This window comes from Rhodococcus sp. BP-261 (assembly GCF_019835205.1).
Classification (GTDB): domain Bacteria; phylum Actinomycetota; class Actinomycetes; order Mycobacteriales; family Mycobacteriaceae; genus Rhodococcoides; species Rhodococcoides kyotonensis_B.
The window spans coordinates 40,398-57,453 of record NZ_JABUCO010000010.1; the positions used below are offsets into that span (position 1 = coordinate 40,398).

Here is a 17,056-nt window from a genome sequence, read left to right on the forward strand (position 1 = left end):
TGACATGCAGCCGTACCGCTCCATTCTGTTCGTTCCCGGCCATCGTCCACGATGGGTGGACAAAGCAGTTGCGTCCGGGGCGGACTGTGTCGTACTCGATCTGGAGGATTCGGTTCCCGCCGCCGAGAAGGAATCCGCTCGCGCCGTCGTCGCGGACTCGATCCGACGCGTCAGGGAAACGAACTCGGACGTCGGATTGTTCGTTCGCGTGAACCCCCTGGCCACCCGTCTGGCGGGAGCCGACCTGGAGTCGGTCGTCGTACCCGGGTTGACGGGAGTGTTCGCACCGAAGATCGAAAAAGCCGTCGACGTCCTGCAATACGATGCCTTGCTCGATCATTTCGAGGCGCGCAACGGCGTCGACGGACTCGAGTACATCGTTCCGGTCGAAACGGTGAAGGCGATCCACAACTGCCTGGAGGTCGCGACTGCGTCACCCCGCGTCGGCGCGATGATCGGGCCGTCGGCCGAACACGCCGACATCGCTCGCGAGGTCGGATACGAATGGACCGCCGAAGGACTGGAGACGCTGTACCTACGCAGCCGTGTTCTGCTCGCCTGCCGCGAGGCCGGGATTCATGCGCTCACCGGACTGTGGGAGGACCTCGAAAACCTCGATGGTCTACGAGCTTTCGCGACGAGGGGTCGGCAGCTCGGTTTCCGCGGCATGATCGCGATCCACCCGTCGCACGTCGAGACGGTCAACGAGGTCTTCAGCCCGACGCAGCAGGACATCGAGTTCTACCGCGGCATGGCGGAGGCGTACGAGAAGGCGGAGGCGCAGGGGACCGGCGCCCTGCGGTATCGCGGACTGCACATCGACAAGGCGCACTACGAAAAGGCCGTCCAGTGGTTGGAGCGCGCCGAAGCCATCACGAGAAGAGGCGAGAAGTAAGTGAGAGGACTGTATTTCGAAGAGTTCGAAGTCGGCAAGCACTACAAGCATGCAATGACACGAACCGTGACCGAAATGGACAACGTCATGTTCACGTCCTTGACGATGAACATCCAGCCGTTGCATCTCGACGCCGAGTTCTGCAAGGGGACCATTCACGGACAGCGGGTCTTCAACAGTCTCTTCACCGTGGCGCTGATCGGCGCGTTCCACGTGCCCGAGCTGACGATGGGTACGACGCTCGGCAACCTCGGCTACGACAAGGTCAAGTTCCCGAACCCGGTGTTCCACGGTGACACACTGCGGGCCGAGACGACCATCCTCGACAAGCGCGAGTCCAAGAGTCGCGACGACTCGGGCATCGTCTGGTTCGAGCACAAGGGATTCAATCAACGAGACGAGCTCGTCTGCCTCCTCGAACGCGTCGGCCTCATGGCCAAGCTTCCGGGAAGCGGAGCCGGCAGGAACGACCTGTCAGGGCAAGACCTGCAGAAGGAAGGTGCGTGAGATGACCGCAGTGGCAGAGGTACAACAGGATTGGGTTCCGAGCACGCGCACTCTGTTGATCGGGGACACCGACGCGTCGCCGCAGGGCGAGACATGGGATGTGTACAACCCGGCCACCGAGGACGTTCTCGCGACGGTCGGGGGAGCGTCGAGCAGCCAGGTCGACGCTGCGGTCGCCGCGGCACGGAAAGCGTTTCCGGCGTGGGCTGCATTGAGCGGCGCCGAGCGGTCGAAGTATCTGCATCGCTTCGCCGACGTACTCGAGAAGGCCGCCGACCGCCTGTTGCCCTCGATCGTCAACGAAGTCGGCTGCCCGGTCTCTCTGGCGTCGTACCTGCAGGTGAAAATGGCTGTCGACGAACATCTTCGGTGGGCAGCGGAGGCAGCGAAGACCGACCGTACGATCCATCTCGGCGAGTACGACAAGCCGGTCCCGACGATGAGCGACGTCGTTCACCAGCCGGTGGGAGTCGTCGCCGCCATCACCGGGTACAACTACCCGCTCAATCTGGCGATCTTCAAGTTCGGCGCCGCGCTCGCCGCGGGATGCACCGTGGTGCTGCTGCCGTCGCCGCGCACTCCGCTGACCACCCTCTTCCTGGGAGACCTGATCAAGGAAGCAGGGCTGCCGCCCGGCGTCATGAACGTCATCGTCGGTGGCGCCGATGTGGGGCAACAGCTCTCGTCGCATCCTGGCGTCGATCGCGTGTCCTTCACCGGCTCCGACGGCGTCGGCGCGAAGATCATGGAACAGGCAGCAGCGAACCTCGCGGGGGTGACGCTCGAACTCGGGGGCAAGTCGCCGAGCATCGTCCTCGAAGGCGTGGACGTCGAGAAGATCGCCGTCGAGATGCATCTCCGCTGGGCACGTAACGGAGGCCAGGGATGCGCGGCTCTGGCCCGGCTCCTCGTGCACGACAGCGTGTACGACCAGTTCCTCGAGGCGGGCGCGTCGGCGTTCGATCAGATGGTCGTCGGCGATCCATGGGATCCGGCCACCAACATCGGCCCGATGATTCGTCCCGATCACCAGGCTCGCGTCAACGGTTTCGTCGACGGCGCGATCGACGACGGTGGCAGGAAGCTGCTCGAGGTCACCAAGCCGTTGCCCGAGAAGGGGTGGTTCGTCAATCCTGTTCTGCTGGGCGACCTTCCGCACAGTGCTCGGGCAGTACAGCAGGAGATCTTCGGCCCGGTGGCCGTCATCGTGCCCTTCAAGGACACCGAAGAAGCCATTCGGCTGGCAAACGACACGGCCTACGGACTCGCCGCCAACGTGTGGTGCGACGACCCGATCGAGGCGCGGCGCGTTGCCGAGCAAGTGCGTGCGGGCACCGTGTGGATCAACGGCGGCGGCGCGATGCGTCCGGACGCCCCGTTCGGTGGGTACGGACGGTCCGGTGTCGGCCGTGAACTGGGCGAATGGGGAATGAAGGAATACCTAGAGGTCAAGCACATTCAGTGGAGGATTTGATGGGTGCCACCGGACCTCTGGCAGGGGTGAAGGTCGTCGAACTCGGCACGATGTACGCGGCACCGACTGCGGGACGCATGCTCCGCGATTTCGGGGCCGACGTCGTCAAGGTCGAAGACCCGACGTCGGGCGACTATGCGCGGCAATGGGTTCCGCAGAAGGAGGGGCTCTCGCTCGGGTTTTCACGACTCAATGCCGGGAAGCGTTCCGTCGGAATCGATCTCCGTGACGCAGAGGGGCGCGCGCTGGTCGAGAAGCTGATCGCGGGTGCCGACGTCGTGATCGAGTCGTTCCGTCCCGGCCGGCTCGAGGCATGGGGGCTCGGGTTCGACGAGCTGCGCCGAAACAATCCGGGCTTGGTGATGGCACGGGTTTCGGGCTTCGGCCAGACCGGACCCAACCGGCTCTTGCCGGGATTCGGCACGGTTGCGGAGACGGCGAGCGGTTTCGCGAACGTCAACGGATGGCCCGAATCCCCGCCGACGTCGCCGCCGTTCGGTTTCGCGGATTCGATCGCAGGCCTCGCCGCAGCGATGGGCGTGGCAATGGCGCTGTTCAAGCGCGAGAAGACCGGTGTCGGTGAGGAAGTCGACGTAGCTCTGTACGAGCCGCTGATGTTCATCGTCGGTGACATGTTTCTCAAGTACACGGCGACGGGAGAGATACAGCAGCGAATCGGCAACTCGACCGGCGCGGCATCACCGCGCGGAATCTACGAGGCCGCCGACGGCAAGTTTCTGTCCATTGCCGCGTCGAACCAGGCCATTGCCAAGCGGCTGTTCGCCGCGATGGGGAAGGCCGAGGTGATCGAGGATCCGCGCTACGCGACCAACGCGGATCGCCTACGCAACAACGACGACGTTCAGAAGATGGTGATCGACTGGTGCAGGACGATGCCGAGAGCCGAGGTACTGAGCACTCTCGAGAAGTTCGAGGTGGTCAGCGCCCCGGTCAACGATGCGTCCGATGTCGTAGAGGACCCGCACTTCCTCGAGCGGACTCTGGTGGAGATCACCGGTAACGACGTCCTCGGCAAGGTTCTGATGCCGGGGCCGGTCCTGCACATGAAGGGCTACGACGGCCCGGTGTACGACGGCGTTCCCGGGATCGGCGAGCATACTGCCGAGATCCTGACGGGCGAACTCGACTTGACCGCAGACGAACTCGGCGCACTCGCGCGTCGCGGGATCGTCAGCGCATAGATCCGAGAACGTGGTCGACCAACGTGCGGGCGTACTCCTCGGAGTGCGCCCGCACTTCGTCGTCCAACGACTTCGGGGTGCTGAGCGTGTGGAGAATGATCGCTCCGAGCAGTGTTTCGAGGAGCAGCGTGACCGAGGTGTCGGCGGGCAGTTCTCCGCGTGCGATGGCCCTGCGGACCATGTCGCGAGCGGCGAGGGTCTGCGAATCCCGGAACTCGGCGAACTTGTCGGTGACGCCGGGAATGGTGTTGCCCTCGATCGCCATGCGAAAGATGGCTCGACCGGCGCTTCCGAGATACAGACCCATGGTGTGGCGGGCGAGCTCCAGGAGATCGGTACGGATGTCTCCCGAGTCCTGCGTGGCTACCACGGCAATGCGGTCCTCGATGGCGTCCTGCAGCAAGGTGGTCTTGTTGGGCCATCGAAGGTAGATCGACGCCTTGCCGACGGATGCCTGCCTGGCAACGGTCTCGATGGAGAACTTGGCCCATCCCCGGGTTCCGAAGATGTCGACTGCAGCGTCGAACACGCGTCGTTCCAGGTCCGGGTCGCGGGGGCGACCCGTCTTGGAATTGTCCGACACTGCCGTCTCCTGTCGCTCGAACATTTTGTGAGCTGAACCACTCGAAACCATTGATTCAGGCCTGGACTGAGTGTACGTTCTCATTTACGGACGAAGAACGTTCAGAAACGTTCCGCCTTCCGATGACTCGGGAAGGCGTTCTCCCTCTTCATGATTGGTGGGCGCAATGGCGCTGTTGCAGCGATACCGCGTGCTCGACTTCACCGATGATCGTGGCTTGCTCGCAGGCCGGATCCTCGCGGATCTGGGCGCGGACGTCGTGCAGGTGGAACCCGTCACCGGCAGTTCAGCTCGTACCGCGGAACCGATGGGTGCGCACGGGTCCTACTTCTGGGATACGTACGCCGCGAACAAACGCGGCATCGCGGTGGACTTCGACGACGCGCAATCGCGCGCGCATCTCGACGACCTGATCGCGCAGGCGGACGTCGTCATCGAGTCCGCGGGCCCGGGCGGAATGGAGTCGCTCGGGCTCGGCTTCGACAAGCTGCACGTTCGACACCCGCGGCTGATCTACGTCTCGATTTCGGCGTTCGGTTCGACAGGCCCGAAAGCACGGTACGCCGCGAGCGATCTTGCCGTGTGGGCGGCGGGTGGCCCGCTCGATCCGCACCGAGAGGGCGATCGTCCTCCGGTTCGTATCTCTATTCCCCAGGCGTTTCTGCACGCGGCTGCCGATGCAGCAGACGGCGCCCTGTTCGCGTTGCTGGCTCGTGAGCGTTCCGGCCGGGGCCAGCACGTCGACGTGTCTGCGCAGGCGTGTCTCGGAACCGCCACTCTCGGTAGGGTTCTGGCCCATACCGCAGGCGATGTGGCGCCCGAGTGGGAGAAGCTCGTCGACGGCCCCGCGAAGAAGATGGACCAGTCCGGCAGTGGGTCCGGTACGGATCCGGCGAAGAAGAAATGGATCTGCGTCGACGGGTTGATCGAGTTCCACCTCTCCGTCGGGCCGGCGTCCGGTGCGTTCACGACGGCGTTCTTCGAATGGATGGCGGCAGAGAACGAGGAGTACGCAGAGTACGCCGCGATCGATTGGCGGACGGTGCCGGAGATGGCGGCTCGCGGGGAATTCGACAGCACTCGGCTGGACGAGGCCCGCAGTGCTGTCGCCCGTTTCCTGGCAGGCAAGACCAAGAACGAGGTTCTCGAGGCTGCGCGGGAGCGCCGGCTTCTGTGCGTGCCGGTCTACGACACCGGCGACGTCGTGTCCAGTCCTCAGCTCGGCGCACGCGGGTTCTACTCGACGGTGTCCGACGCCGCCGGCCGGCAGATCCGACTGCCAGGCGCGTTCGCGAAGATCACCGGGGAAACACTGTCGGTGCGCACGGCGGCCCCGACGCTCGGCCAGCACACCGACGAAGTACTCGGCGAGTGGGTCGGCGACCGGGCGATGGAGAACGCGTCGTGAAGCCGCTGGACGGGGTCAAGGTTCTCGACATGTCGTGGGTCGTAGCAGGGCCGCTGGTCGGGCGGGCGCTCGCCGACGCAGGGGCGACGGTCGTTCGAGTGGAGTCGGGGACCAAGGTCGAGACGGCCCGTCTGATGCCTCCGTTCGAGAACGGCATCGCGGGACACGAGAACTCTGCGCTGTACGGAAACGTCAACGCGGGCAAACTCGGTGTCTCACTGGACCTTCGGGTGCCCGAGGCGCGTGAGGTCGCACGATCGCTCGCGAACTGGGCCGACGTCGTCCTCGAGTCCTACGCGCCGGGTCGAATGAAGAAGTGGGGGCTCGAGTACGAGACGCTGCGCGAGACCAACCCGGGTCTGATCATGGTCAGCAGTTCCATCAACGGTCAGGACGGTCCCTACAGCGGACTCGCCGGGTACGGAAACGTCGGCGCAGCGCTGTCCGGGTTCCAATCCGTGGTGGGATGGGCGGATCGACTCCCCGTCGGACCCTTCGGGCCGTACACCGACTATCTCGCACCACGTTTCGGGCTCGCGGCACTTCTCGCGGCACTGTTGAGACGTCAACAGACCGGCGTCGGAACCTACATCGACATCTCACAGGTCGAAGCAGGCGCGTATCTCCAATCTCCCTACCTGGCCAAGTATTTCGCGGAGGGCGATGTGGTCGAGCGTCGTGGGAACTCCGACCCCGCACTCTCCCCGAACGGGGTGTATCCGTGTGCGGACAATCGTTTCATCGCGATCACCGCAGGCGACGACGACCAGTGGCGCATGTTGGCCACGATCATGAATGTTCCGGACGCGATCGACGAGTTCGGCGCTGCCGGTGACAGAATCGACCGCGCCGACGAGGTCGACGACCTCGTCGCCGACTGGACCGCGCGTCACCGAGCGCAGGATCTCGAAGACCTGCTGCAGCGCGTGGGTATCGCAGCCTACGTGTCGGCCGACAGCCGGGCTTTCTGTGAGGATCCGCAGCTTCGTCACCGTGGTCACCTCGTGGAACTGAATCATCCTCTGCACGGGAGGGTCACCGTCGAGGGTCCGCGGTACCAGCTCGGCGACACACCGCTGAGTGTCGACCGTGCCGCGCCGGTGTGCGGCCAGGACAACGATTACGTATTGCGCGACATCCTCGGCTTCTCGGCCGAACGAATCGACGCACTGAAAAACGAAGGGGCACTGGCATGACCGCAGAATTGACGGATACCCGTCCGTCGTGGGTGGCGGAGTGGGACGAACTCGTCGACCGCGTCGGCGAAGACTTCTCGGACGGCAGTATCCGCTGGGGCGGTGACCCGGTGGAATCGGGTACCGTCCGCCGATACCTCGAACCGCTCGAGATCGACAGTCCGATCCACCACGACGAGAACGCGGCTCGCGCAGCGGGTTTCGAGGGCGTCATCGCCCCGGCGACGGGTCTTCTGTCGTGGGCGATCGCCGCGATGCGAAACCCGGGCGAGGAGACGCTCTACGGCGACGAGGCGCGCGACGCTCAGCCGACTCGTAGTCCGATCAACAACGAGGACCCCTATCCGGGACCCACGACGAGCGGATTTCTCACGGCGAGCATGGAACTCGATTTCGTGCGTCCCGTCGTTCTCGGCGAGCGACTCGGCAACCGGGGGCGGCGTCTGATCTCGTGCAGCCCCAAGCAGACATCGTTGGGACGCGGTGCATTTCTCTCGTGGGAGAACGACATCGTCAGCGACCGCGGCGACGTCGTCGCCCGAGTCCGCAATGTCGTGTACGCCTACAACCCAGTGAGCGAGGAAGACAGATGACGACATATTTCGACGACGTCACCGAAGGTGAGCAGTTGCCGGTGCCCGAGTACCCACTGTCGATGTATCGACTGGTGATGGCCGCGGGATCGAACCGCGACTTCAACTCCATTCACCACAACTCCGAATACGCGAAGGCGTCCGGCGCGCCCGAAGCGTACGCGAACGTCCTGTTCCTGATGGGGATGTGGGAGCGCGCGGTGCGGGACTGGGCAGGCGATCGCGCAGTGATCGGTTCGGTCAAGGGATTTTCGATGAAGAAGTTCAACCTGGTGGGGACGACGACCACCGTGCACGGAACCGTCGTCGCCAAGGAGCTTCGTGGCGACAAGGGCGTCGTCACCGTCGAGTTGGTGAGTCGTAACTCGGGTGTCGTGACCGTCGGTCCCGGCACGATCGAAGTCGAACTGCCACTGCAGGAAGTACGCGTATGACGGCGTCCATTGCCGGTCTCGGCATCACCGAGATGGGCAGAATCTACGGGAAGACGGCAACCAACTTCGGCGCCGACGCGGTGCGCAGAGCTGCTGCCGACGCGAGCATCGAACTGAACGAGATCGACGGTCTGCTGATCAGCGGTGGTGTCACCGACGAGCTCGGCCTTCCGCTCGCGCAGGAGTTGGGACTCACGGACCTCGCGCTGCTGTCGGTCATGCAGTCGTATGGTTCGACCGCGGGCGCCATGGTCCAATTCGCCGCTCTCGCAATCGAAGCAGGGCAGGCAACTACTGTCGCCTGCGTGTTCGCCGACGCGCCGCTCAAGGAGCGCGTGTCGACGGGTGCGTCGTACGCCCAGGCGAATTCCAGTGGAGTCGGGTGGGAAGGAATTCTCGGTTCGACCGGTGTCAACAGCGCCAACTCGCTGTACGCACTCGCCGCCAACCGACACATGCAGACCTACGGGACCACCTCCGAGCAGCTCGGTTCCGTTGCCGTGGCGCAGCGCGCGTGGGCCGCCCTGAATCCGCTGGCGCAGATGCGTGATCCGATCACGCTCGCCGACCATCAGGAATCTCGGATGATCAGTTCGCCGTTTCACCTGCTCGACTGCTGCCTGGTTTCCAACGGTGGTGTTGCGGTCATCGTCACCAGTGGGGAACGCGCGCGGGATCTTGCTCAGCCGCCCGTGGACATCCTGGCATCGGCGCAATGCCATCCGGGTCACTTCATGCGTAGGAACGAAGACTTCGGATTGGTCAGCGGCGCAGCACAATCGGGGCCAAAGGCCTTTGCTCGAGCGGGTCTGACGCCGTCCGACATCGATGTGGTCGAGCTCTACGACTGCTACACCTACACGCTGATGATCTCGCTCGAGGACTACGGCTTCTGCGCCAAGGGTGCAGGCGGGGAGTTCGTGTCGACACCGGGCGTTCTCGGTCCCGACGGCTCGCTCAAGGTCAACACCGGCGGTGGACAGTTGTCCTCGTACTACATGTGGGGAATGACGCCGTTGTCCGAGGCGATCATTCAACTTCGGGGTCAAGCCGGTGCGCGTCAGGTCGACAAGCACGACACCGCGCTCGTGTCCGGTAACGGCGGCGTACTCGATCACCACTCGACTCTTCTGTTGGGAGCAGGCCGATGACTGCAATGCTGTCGATCCCGCTGACCGCGGTACGCCGAGACGCGCAGACGGCGGACTTCTTCGACGGAACCGCTCGCGGGCAATTTCTCCTCCGCGAGAAGATCTCCACCGGAGAGCTTTTCACGCCGCAGACTGCAGTAACCGACGAATCCGACTACCGCTGGGTACCCGCCAGTGGCCGCGGACGAGTCATCTCCTGGACGACCGTGTACGGCCGCAACGCCGAACGAGAGGTCGTCCCACAACATGTGCTCGCCGTCGTCGAACTCGACGAGGGCCCCTGGTGGTGGACCCGCCTCGTCGCCGACTCCGACGTCACGACCGGCGCGTCCGTCCACGCCGAATTTCACAAATCCGGCGCAGCCGACGAGCACGAGTTCGTGCCCGTTTTCGTGCTCGACTGAACCCACACCCTTTTCGGAATGGAACCCAAGATGGACGTTCTGACCGCGATCAAGAAGTCGCCGATCTCCCGATATCAGTACAAAGTGCTCGCAGCCTGTCTGCTCGTCATCACCATCGACGGGTTCGACGTGTTCGTGATGGGCTTCGTTCTCCCACATCTGCCCGACGGATTCTTCGACGGCAACGCCGAGAAGGGCTACCTGCTCAGTGCAGGCCTGGCAGGCATGGCGGTGGGATCGATATTCCTCGCCCCTCTCGCCGACAGGATCGGGCGACGGCGTCTCATCCTCTGGGGCTTGGTGATCAACCTCGCCGGATTGGTCGCGTCGGCGATGTCTCCGAATGTGGAAGCCCTCATCGCCGCCCGCTTCGTCACCGGAATCGGTATCGGCGGTATGGCCGCCAGCCTGATCGTTCTCGTCCAGGAGATGTCGTCGGAAAAGCGCAGAAACACCATCATGGGTGTTTATTCGATCGGCTTTCCTCTCGGTAGCCTCGTCGGCGGTGGTATCGGCGCGCTGCTCGTGGCTGCATTCGACGGTGCGTGGCAGGTCATGTTCGTCTTCGGTGCGATCATCACGGCGGGCGCCGTCGTCGTCACGGTCGCCATGATCCCGGAGTCGGTGGACTTCCTGATCAACAGGAACACCCCTGAAGCCGACGCTCGAATTCGGTCGTTCGTCGCGAAGCTGAACAACCCCACGATCGACCCGAATGCCCGGCCTGCGCTGGCTCCGGTCGTCGAGAACAACGCGTCGGTGCGCGGTCTGTTCGCCGGCGGAACGTACTACCGGACATTGCTCACCTGGGTGATGTACTCCTGCTTGATGTCCGCGTTCTATTTCGCCAACACGTGGACACCCCAATTGGTCAAGGAGTCCAGCGGTAGCGCGGACCTGGGCACGACCGCCGGACTGATCCTCAGCTTCGGCGGACTGGTCGGCGCCCTCGTCTTCGGCGCCTGGACGCTGAAGATCTCGGCCGGCCGTCTGTTGTGGACGTCCATGGCCATCGCTGCGGTCGCGATCCTCGCGTTCGCATCGCTGTTCGGTCACCCGGGCATCGCAATCGCGTTGACCGTCGCCGTCGGCCTGTTCACGTACATCGCGATCACCGCGGCCGCAGCCGTCGTGCCGTTCCTGTACCCGGTCGGGGTGCGTTCGACGGCGATCGGGTGGATGCTCGGGATCGGTCGTCTGTTCTCCATATCCGCTCCGATCGCCGTGGGTTACGCGTTGGCCGTGTTCGCGCCGCAGACTCTGTACTACTTCTCTGCTGTACCGATGGCGGTCGGCGCTGTTGCCACGTATCTGCTGTGGAAGCACACTCGCGGCGAGAGTGCGCCGACGACCGCTGTGGCCGAATCGATTTCGGGGCACCCGCCCTTCGTGAAGGAAGGCTGAGCATGCAGGACAAGAGGGTTCTCGTCACCGGCGGTGGCTCGGGAATCGGACGGGCCATCGCGGTGGAGGCGGCTGCACAGGGAGCCGAGACCGTCGTCGTCGCGGACATCTCGGCAGAACTGTTGGCCGAGACCGAAGCTCTCGTTGCGGCAGCGGGGGCCAAGAGCGTCGTACTTCGTGTCGACGTGTCCGAGAGCGACCAGGTCCGGTCCATGATCGACGACGCGGTCGCCGCGGCGGGTGGGCTCGACACGCTCGTGAACAATGTCGGCGTCATCGACACGGGCTTCGTGCACGCGGATCGAGCGAATGTCGTGGACCTCCCCGAGGACGTCTGGGACGCCGTCATGACGATCAACGTCAGGTCCATGTGGCTCGCGACGAAATATGCTGCGCCGCAGCTTCGTACGTCCGATCGAGGGCCGTCGATCGTCAACGCGGCGTCCGTCTCCGGCATGATGGGGTACCGGACTGCTGCCTATTCGGTCAGCAAGGCAGCGGTGATCCAGTTGACCAAGGTCACGGCGATCAACCTGGCGAACGAGGTCCGGTGCAACAGTTTCAGCCCGGGTAGCTTCAGAACGTCGATGTCGCAGCGGCACATCGACGCAGCCGCCGACCCGATCGAACAGGAACGGAACATGAGTGGGGCGCACCTGATCCCGCGGTTGGGCGATCCGGTCGAGGCCGCGCGGGTGGCGTGCTTCCTCGGGTCGGACGCCGCGTCGTTCATCACGGGCGCCAATGTCCCCGTCGACGGCGGGACCATGGCGTGGCGGGGTCTGCGGGCCTGATCGGCCGCCGTCGAGGGTACAGGCGTTTCGCTTACATTCCGCCGTCGACGGTGATGATCGAACCGGTCGTGTAGCTGGACGCGTCGCTGGCGAGATACAGTGCAGCGCCGACGATTTCGTTCGGATCACCGCCGCGCTTGGCCGCGAATGTCTCGGCACGCTTGGCGAACGCGTCCATGTCCCACGCGTTCGAGACGTCGGTGAGGAAGGTGCCCGCCATGATGGCATTGGTCCTCACCGACGGACCGAACGTCTTCGCCAGCCCCACGGTGATCGCGTTCAGTCCGGCCTTGGCAGCGGCGTAGGGGAGGACATCCGGCCTGGGCTTCGTCGACGCTGCGCTCGAGATGTTGATGATCGAGCCGCCGTTGCCCTGGGCCATCCGCGTTCCCACCAGTGCGGCCAACCTGAACGGTCCCTTCAGATTCACCCCGAGGACCTTGTCGAACAGAGTCTCGGAGATGGTGTCCACGGAGTCGTAGAGCGGCGACATACCAGCGTTGTTGATCAGCACATCCACCTTCCCGAAGTGCTCGTACGACGCGTCGACGAGGTCGTCGAGTGCGTCCCATTTCCCGACGTGGGCCGCAATCGGTAAGGCACGCCTGCCCGTCGACTGCGAGATCTCTTTCGCGGCGAGCTGGCAGGATTCGAGATCCCGACTCGCGATGATCACGTCCGCACCTGCCTGTGCAAGACCGAAGGCCATTGCCTTACCGAGACCACGGCTTCCGCCCGTGATCAGCGCTACGCGTCCGCTGAGGTCGAATTGGGCGGGGGCGTCGTACTCGGGCATGTATTTCTCCTGATTCGGACCACGGACTGCAATTGATGAGTATGGTAATCATAGATACATGAATGGAGGCGCTGTGTCGGAATCGGAACAGAAACTGTTCGACCTACCGAGTAAGTATGTCGAACTACAGGCTGAAGCACGGGCACTTGCCGAATCCGTCCGTGACATCGCCGATCGGGCGGACGAGTCGGACAGCATCGATGTCGACGTGCGGAAACGGCTGCAGGCGACCGGGCTCGCCGGAGTGACGGTGCCGAAGGCGTTCGGGGGACGGTTCGAGGCGGTCGACTCGCTGGCGGTCACGGTGGTACGCGAGCGGCTCGCTGCGGAGTGTGCGCACCTGGACTCGCTGTTCGCGATGCAGGGGATCGGCAGCTACGGGCTTGCGGTCGGCGGAACACCCGCCATGCAGGAGTACTGGCTACCCAAGGTCGCGAACCTCGACGCGATCGCCGCGCTGGGGCTCACGGAACCACACGTCGGTTCCGATCTGAAGGCGTTGACGACGTCGATCGAGGAAGTCGACGGGCAGCTCGTGGTCAACGGGCACAAATCGTTCATCACCAACGGCGGCGACGCCGACTTCTACAGCATCCTCGGGCGGGAGGGTGACGGTTACTCGCTGGTCCTGATTCCCGCAGACGCTCCGGGCGTCACTACCGAGCGCCCTCATCAGATCATCGCACCGCACGTGTTGTCCGACGTCGTCCTGAACGATGTTCGGGTACCGCTCGATCATCGAATCGGTCAGCCGGGCAAGGGCTTCTCGCTCGTCCTGGCTACTCTTGCCACGTTCCGTGTGTCGGTCGCCGGCGCTGCGGTCGGGCTGGCGGAGGCTGCCCTGAAAGAGGCGCTACGTCACGCGAACGCGCGAGAACAGTTCGGTGTCAGTCTTTCTCGTCTCGGCTCGGTGCCCGAGCATCTGGCGTTGTGCTGGACGGACATCGAGATGGCCAGGTCGTTGACCTACCGGGCCGCTGCCGCGTCGGCGCGCGACGCACGTGCCAATCTGCACCTGTCGTCGATGGCCAAGGTCGCGGCAACGGAAGTCGCGGGCCGTGTGGTGGATCGGGCCGTGCAGGTGATGGGCCGCTACGGCATCACGCGGGGAAGCGTCATCGAAAGGCTGTACCGAGAAGCGCGCCCGATGCGCATCTACGAAGGATCCACCGAGGTCATTCTCGATTCGCTGGCGAAGCAACTCGTCAAGGGAGACGTTCTGTAGGTCGGCTACTGCGTAGCTCTCACACCGCCCACGTGTGATCCACCGTGGGCGGTGTCGTCGTGCCCTGACATGGGCAGCCCGTGGCCGAAATCGCCCTTGACGCAACGGAATTGATGAATATGATTGGCCTTGATGTGACAACCATCACGTAGCGAGGAGCCTGTCATGACGTCCCGCCCTGGAATCGAGAACACCCTCAGCCGCTATGCGCTGGGGTACGACGATCATCATCCCGAGATGATCGAGGCGTCCTTCACCAAGGACGCGGTGTTGTCCATGAAGATCGCCGACGGAGATCCCATCGGCCCGTTCGAGGGAATCGACGCCATCATGGAGTTGATGAACGGGTCGGCGCATGCGCAGTCCGACCAGCGGCGGCACCTGACGACCAATATCCTGATCGACGACCTCGATGCCGAACACGCGAAAGTCGTGTCCTACCTGTCGATCGTCTCGGTCGCCGACGGAGCCCTGACCGTTCTGTCGTGCGGCAAGTACGAGGACGAGTTCACCGAGGTGGACGGTACGTGGCTGATTTCCAAGCGGCACATCGCCCTCGACCTCCCGTACTGAGGTAGACGACGTGCTCAATCAAGGACTCATACCGGCCAAGTGGGCGGCGCTGACGCCGAACAAGCAGGCTGTCTTCGACGTTCCGAACGACCGACGAATCACGTTCTCCGAGCTCGACGAGCGCGTGCGCCGGCTCGCCAACGGTCTGCGAGGGTTGGGGCTGGACAAAGGCGATCGCGTCGCGGTGCTCACGCGCAACAGCGTCGAGTTCCAGGAACTCTACTTCGCGGTGGGCCGAGCGGGACTTGTTCTGCAGCCGCTGAATTGGCGCCTGGGTACGAAGCAGATCATCGGATTGATCGCGGACGCTCGACCCAGGGTGATCATCACTTCGTCGGAATGGTCCGAGGTCAGAAATGACATGCAGAGGACGGTCGACGTCGACCACTGGCTCGAATTCGGACCCGGTTCCGACGGCTCCTACGACGAACTCCTGGCACGATCGAGCGCCGAGGAGCCTGTCTGGACACCGTCGATCGGCGGCGACGATCCCTTCTTCATCCTCTACACCGGTGGTACGACGGGTGAATCCAAGGGCGCGATTCACACCCACACCAGCGCGGCCAACGGAATGCTGAACCAGACTGTCGCAGAACGCGTCGTCCCCACCGACGTCTACATGCTGACCGGGCAGATGTACCACATTCCCGTCGTGCTCTCGATGAACTACATGAAGCACGGATGCCCGGTCGTGCTGGTCAATTTCGAGGCGCAGCAAGCGCTGGAGATCATCGAGTCCGAGAAGGTCTCGGCATTTCTCGGGATCACGACGATGCTGAACTGGATGATGGCGGTACCGAACTTCGCCTCCTACGACCTGTCGAGTCTGCGCAATATCCAGTACGGCGGAGGACCGATGCCGTCGACCATCGTCCGGTCTGCTCTGGAATCGTTCCCCTGCACGCTGATTCAGGGATACGGTCAGACGGAGGGCACGACGATGTCCTTCCTGTCGCAGGAGGATCACCTCGCGGCGGTCAAGGGGCACGATGTTCATCGGCTGAAATCCTGCGGGCGTGAGGGTTTCGTCACGACCATTCGAGTGGTCGACGCGTTCGGTGACGAAGTTCCGCGCGACGGCAGGACGCCGGGTGAGATCGTCGTTCGGTCCGAATCGAACATGATCGGATACCTGAACCGTCCGGAGTTGACGAAGGACACGTTGCGAGACGGCTGGATGTGGACCGGTGACATCGCGACGTGGGACGAGGACCGATACATCTACATCGTCGACCGCGCCAAGGACATGATCATCTCGGGCGGCGAGAACATCTTCAGTGTGCAGGTCGAGGAGGCGATCGGCGCTCATCCGTCGGTGCTCGAATGCGCGGTCATCGGCATTCCGGACGACGAGTGGGGCGAAGCGGTCAAGGCCGTGGTCGTGCTGAAGCCCGGAACGTCTGCCTCCGAGCAGGACATCATCGATGTCGCGAAGAAGAACCTGGCGTCGTACCAGAAGCCTCGGTCCGTGGACTTCGTGTCGGCTCTGCCCAAGGCGCCGACGGGGAAGATCATGAAGCGCGATCTACGCGCACCCTACTGGGAGGCTGCGGGCCGGACCGTATGACCGAGGACGAACTGACCGGTCTCGTCGGCACACGGATGCCGGGAGGGGTGCGGACGCTCGAGAAGTGGTGGGTCACACTCGTGCTCGACGCCATGGAGTGTTCACCGAGCGACGGCGCTACCCACCCCACGTTCGTGTTCCTGGTCGCAACCGGCTCGATGGGATGGACGTGGAACGAGTTGTTCGCGGTGTTCGACGCGACCGAGGAGGACGGGCCCATGTTCGGCGAGACGGACACCGAAGTGCATCGTCCGCTGCAGGCCGGTGCTACCTACACCGTACGGGGCGAGATAGTCTCCGCCGCACGCAAAGTGGGAAAGAAGACGGGTGTGTTCGACATCGTCGGCTATCGCCTGGACGTCATCGAGGAGTCCGGTACGGTCGCAGCGAGTACGACCAACTCGATCGTGTTTCCCCGTCGGGGAGCGTCGACATGAAACCGACCGTAGGACAGACGCTTCCGACACGGACGATCGAATCGGTGAACGCCGAGAAGATGAAGCTGCTGTCGGCGTTGATGCGCGATCCCAACCCGATCCATTTCGACGTGGCCTCCGTCGAAGCGCTCGGTATGGGGTCGAGAACCGTCAATCAAGGACCGAGCAACATGGCCTACGTGCTGTCGATGCTGGGGGAGTGGGCCGGCGGAACCGATCGAATCACGCACTATCGCTTTCGATTCCTCGGCAACGTCTTCGCCGGGGACAGGCTGGAGGCGTCGGGAACCGTGACGTCCGTGGAGGACGTCGACGACGGACTCGCTGTGCAATGTGCGCTGTCGTTGACCGTCGTCGGCGGACACGAGGTGCTCACCGGAACCGGAACGGTTCGACTGGACAAGGTTTGAACA

19 protein-coding genes are annotated in these 17,056 nt (G+C 63.8%); 17 read left to right on the plus strand and 2 right to left on the minus strand.

Annotation, left to right across the window (positions count from 1 at the left end; translation table 11 throughout):
- Positions 1-4 precede the first annotated feature (4 nt).
- From HQ354_RS13245 to HQ354_RS13260, 4 genes are read left to right on the plus strand one after another with little or no spacing between them, the layout of a single operon-like run.
- Entirely contained in the window at positions 5-895 is an 891-nt protein-coding gene (locus tag HQ354_RS13245; protein ID WP_068421759.1) for a CoA ester lyase, read from the plus strand.
- Complete coding sequence (locus HQ354_RS13250) at positions 896-1,402, plus strand: MaoC family dehydratase (protein WP_068421766.1); 507 nt, start codon at positions 896-898, stop codon at positions 1,400-1,402.
- A 1-nt stretch (position 1,403) separates the two neighbouring features.
- On the plus strand, positions 1,404-2,876 hold the full coding sequence (locus HQ354_RS13255; RefSeq protein WP_068422213.1) for an aldehyde dehydrogenase family protein: 1,473 nt from the start codon (positions 1,404-1,406) through the stop codon (positions 2,874-2,876).
- Positions 2,876-4,078: a CaiB/BaiF CoA-transferase family protein gene (locus HQ354_RS13260; protein ID WP_068422216.1), complete on the plus strand. Its 1,203-nt coding sequence runs from the start codon at positions 2,876-2,878 to the stop codon at positions 4,076-4,078. Before HQ354_RS13255 ends, HQ354_RS13260 begins: the two co-directional genes overlap by 1 nt.
- Here HQ354_RS13260 and HQ354_RS13265 read toward each other — a convergent pair.
- Positions 4,068-4,661, minus strand: coding sequence for a TetR/AcrR family transcriptional regulator (locus HQ354_RS13265; protein WP_084423564.1), 594 nt, complete (start codon positions 4,659-4,661; stop codon positions 4,068-4,070). The two genes, HQ354_RS13260 and HQ354_RS13265, sit on opposite strands and share 11 nt — an antisense overlap.
- 166 nt (positions 4,662-4,827) lie before the next feature.
- Here HQ354_RS13265 and HQ354_RS13270 point away from each other — a divergent pair, with 166 nt between their 5' ends.
- Genes HQ354_RS13270 through HQ354_RS13305 form a run of 8 tightly spaced genes read left to right on the plus strand, consistent with a single transcriptional unit; the run spans position 4,828 to position 12,045 of the window.
- The gene (locus tag HQ354_RS13270) at positions 4,828-6,069 is read left to right on the plus strand and encodes a CaiB/BaiF CoA-transferase family protein (protein ID WP_068422219.1); all 1,242 of its coding nucleotides are present in this window, start codon (positions 4,828-4,830) and stop codon (positions 6,067-6,069) included.
- Positions 6,066-7,265, plus strand: coding sequence for a CoA transferase (locus HQ354_RS13275; RefSeq protein ID WP_308115239.1), 1,200 nt, complete (start codon positions 6,066-6,068; stop codon positions 7,263-7,265). The genes HQ354_RS13270 and HQ354_RS13275 overlap by 4 nt, the downstream gene beginning before the upstream one ends.
- A complete protein-coding gene (locus HQ354_RS13280; protein WP_068421778.1) occupies positions 7,262-7,858 on the plus strand; it encodes a MaoC family dehydratase N-terminal domain-containing protein in 597 nt (198 codons plus the stop codon). The genes HQ354_RS13275 and HQ354_RS13280 overlap by 4 nt, the downstream gene beginning before the upstream one ends.
- A complete protein-coding gene (locus HQ354_RS13285) occupies positions 7,855-8,292 on the plus strand; it encodes a MaoC/PaaZ C-terminal domain-containing protein (protein ID WP_068421780.1) in 438 nt (145 codons plus the stop codon). Before HQ354_RS13280 ends, HQ354_RS13285 begins: the two co-directional genes overlap by 4 nt.
- Positions 8,289-9,443, plus strand: coding sequence for a thiolase family protein (locus tag HQ354_RS13290; protein WP_068421784.1), 1,155 nt, complete (start codon positions 8,289-8,291; stop codon positions 9,441-9,443). Before HQ354_RS13285 ends, HQ354_RS13290 begins: the two co-directional genes overlap by 4 nt.
- Complete coding sequence (locus HQ354_RS13295) at positions 9,440-9,847, plus strand: Zn-ribbon domain-containing OB-fold protein (RefSeq protein WP_167676383.1); 408 nt, start codon at positions 9,440-9,442, stop codon at positions 9,845-9,847. Before HQ354_RS13290 ends, HQ354_RS13295 begins: the two co-directional genes overlap by 4 nt.
- A gap of 18 nt (positions 9,848-9,865) precedes the next feature.
- Complete coding sequence (locus HQ354_RS13300; RefSeq protein WP_240931025.1) at positions 9,866-11,251, plus strand: MFS transporter; 1,386 nt, start codon at positions 9,866-9,868, stop codon at positions 11,249-11,251.
- Positions 11,252-11,253: 2 nt separating this feature from the next.
- Entirely contained in the window at positions 11,254-12,045 is a 792-nt protein-coding gene (locus HQ354_RS13305; RefSeq protein WP_068421789.1) for an SDR family NAD(P)-dependent oxidoreductase, read from the plus strand.
- 31 nt (positions 12,046-12,076) lie between these two features.
- On the opposite strand, the gene HQ354_RS13310 is transcribed toward HQ354_RS13305, so the two are convergent.
- Entirely contained in the window at positions 12,077-12,841 is a 765-nt protein-coding gene (locus tag HQ354_RS13310; protein WP_068421792.1) for an SDR family NAD(P)-dependent oxidoreductase, read from the minus strand.
- A 58-nt stretch (positions 12,842-12,899) separates the two neighbouring features.
- Between HQ354_RS13310 and HQ354_RS13315 the strand changes: the two genes are divergently transcribed.
- From HQ354_RS13315 to HQ354_RS13335, 5 genes are all read left to right on the plus strand, one after another.
- Positions 12,900-14,066 carry an acyl-CoA dehydrogenase family protein gene (locus tag HQ354_RS13315; protein ID WP_206030777.1) on the plus strand — a complete coding sequence of 389 codons (1,167 nt, stop codon included), beginning with the start codon at positions 12,900-12,902 and terminating at the stop codon, positions 14,064-14,066.
- A 165-nt stretch (positions 14,067-14,231) separates the two neighbouring features.
- Entirely contained in the window at positions 14,232-14,639 is a 408-nt protein-coding gene (locus tag HQ354_RS13320) for a nuclear transport factor 2 family protein (RefSeq protein WP_068421795.1), read from the plus strand.
- Between the two features lie 10 nt (positions 14,640-14,649).
- The gene (locus HQ354_RS13325) at positions 14,650-16,206 is read left to right on the plus strand and encodes an AMP-binding protein (protein WP_068421798.1); all 1,557 of its coding nucleotides are present in this window, start codon (positions 14,650-14,652) and stop codon (positions 16,204-16,206) included.
- Positions 16,203-16,643: a hypothetical protein gene (locus HQ354_RS13330; RefSeq protein ID WP_222634806.1), complete on the plus strand. Its 441-nt coding sequence runs from the start codon at positions 16,203-16,205 to the stop codon at positions 16,641-16,643. The genes HQ354_RS13325 and HQ354_RS13330 overlap by 4 nt, the downstream gene beginning before the upstream one ends.
- A complete protein-coding gene (locus HQ354_RS13335) occupies positions 16,640-17,053 on the plus strand; it encodes a MaoC family dehydratase (protein WP_222634807.1) in 414 nt (137 codons plus the stop codon). The genes HQ354_RS13330 and HQ354_RS13335 overlap by 4 nt, the downstream gene beginning before the upstream one ends.
- Positions 17,054-17,056 lie beyond the last annotated feature (3 nt).

Excerpts from the sequence above, each read along its gene's own strand:
- HQ354_RS13245 (WP_068421759.1), top strand. The coding sequence starts at position 5 with ATGCAGCCGTACCGCTCCATTCTGTTCGTTCCCGGCCATCGTCCACGA.
- HQ354_RS13255 (WP_068422213.1), top strand. The coding sequence starts at position 1,404 with ATGACCGCAGTGGCAGAGGTACAACAGGATTGGGTTCCGAGCACGCGC.
- HQ354_RS13260 (WP_068422216.1), top strand. The coding sequence starts at position 2,876 with ATGGGTGCCACCGGACCTCTGGCAGGGGTGAAGGTCGTCGAACTCGGC.
- HQ354_RS13270 (WP_068422219.1), top strand. The coding sequence starts at position 4,828 with ATGGCGCTGTTGCAGCGATACCGCGTGCTCGACTTCACCGATGATCGT.
- HQ354_RS13280 (WP_068421778.1), top strand. The coding sequence starts at position 7,262 with ATGACCGCAGAATTGACGGATACCCGTCCGTCGTGGGTGGCGGAGTGG.
- HQ354_RS13285 (WP_068421780.1), top strand. The coding sequence starts at position 7,855 with ATGACGACATATTTCGACGACGTCACCGAAGGTGAGCAGTTGCCGGTG.
- HQ354_RS13290 (WP_068421784.1), top strand. The coding sequence starts at position 8,289 with ATGACGGCGTCCATTGCCGGTCTCGGCATCACCGAGATGGGCAGAATC.
- HQ354_RS13295 (WP_167676383.1), top strand. The coding sequence starts at position 9,440 with ATGACTGCAATGCTGTCGATCCCGCTGACCGCGGTACGCCGAGACGCG.
- HQ354_RS13300 (WP_240931025.1), top strand. The coding sequence starts at position 9,866 with ATGGAACCCAAGATGGACGTTCTGACCGCGATCAAGAAGTCGCCGATC.
- HQ354_RS13305 (WP_068421789.1), top strand. The coding sequence starts at position 11,254 with ATGCAGGACAAGAGGGTTCTCGTCACCGGCGGTGGCTCGGGAATCGGA.
- HQ354_RS13310 (WP_068421792.1), bottom strand. The coding sequence starts at position 12,841 with ATGCCCGAGTACGACGCCCCCGCCCAATTCGACCTCAGCGGACGCGTA.
- HQ354_RS13315 (WP_206030777.1), top strand. The coding sequence starts at position 12,900 with ATGAATGGAGGCGCTGTGTCGGAATCGGAACAGAAACTGTTCGACCTA.
- HQ354_RS13320 (WP_068421795.1), top strand. The coding sequence starts at position 14,232 with ATGACGTCCCGCCCTGGAATCGAGAACACCCTCAGCCGCTATGCGCTG.
- HQ354_RS13330 (WP_222634806.1), top strand. The coding sequence starts at position 16,203 with ATGACCGAGGACGAACTGACCGGTCTCGTCGGCACACGGATGCCGGGA.
- HQ354_RS13335 (WP_222634807.1), top strand. The coding sequence starts at position 16,640 with ATGAAACCGACCGTAGGACAGACGCTTCCGACACGGACGATCGAATCG.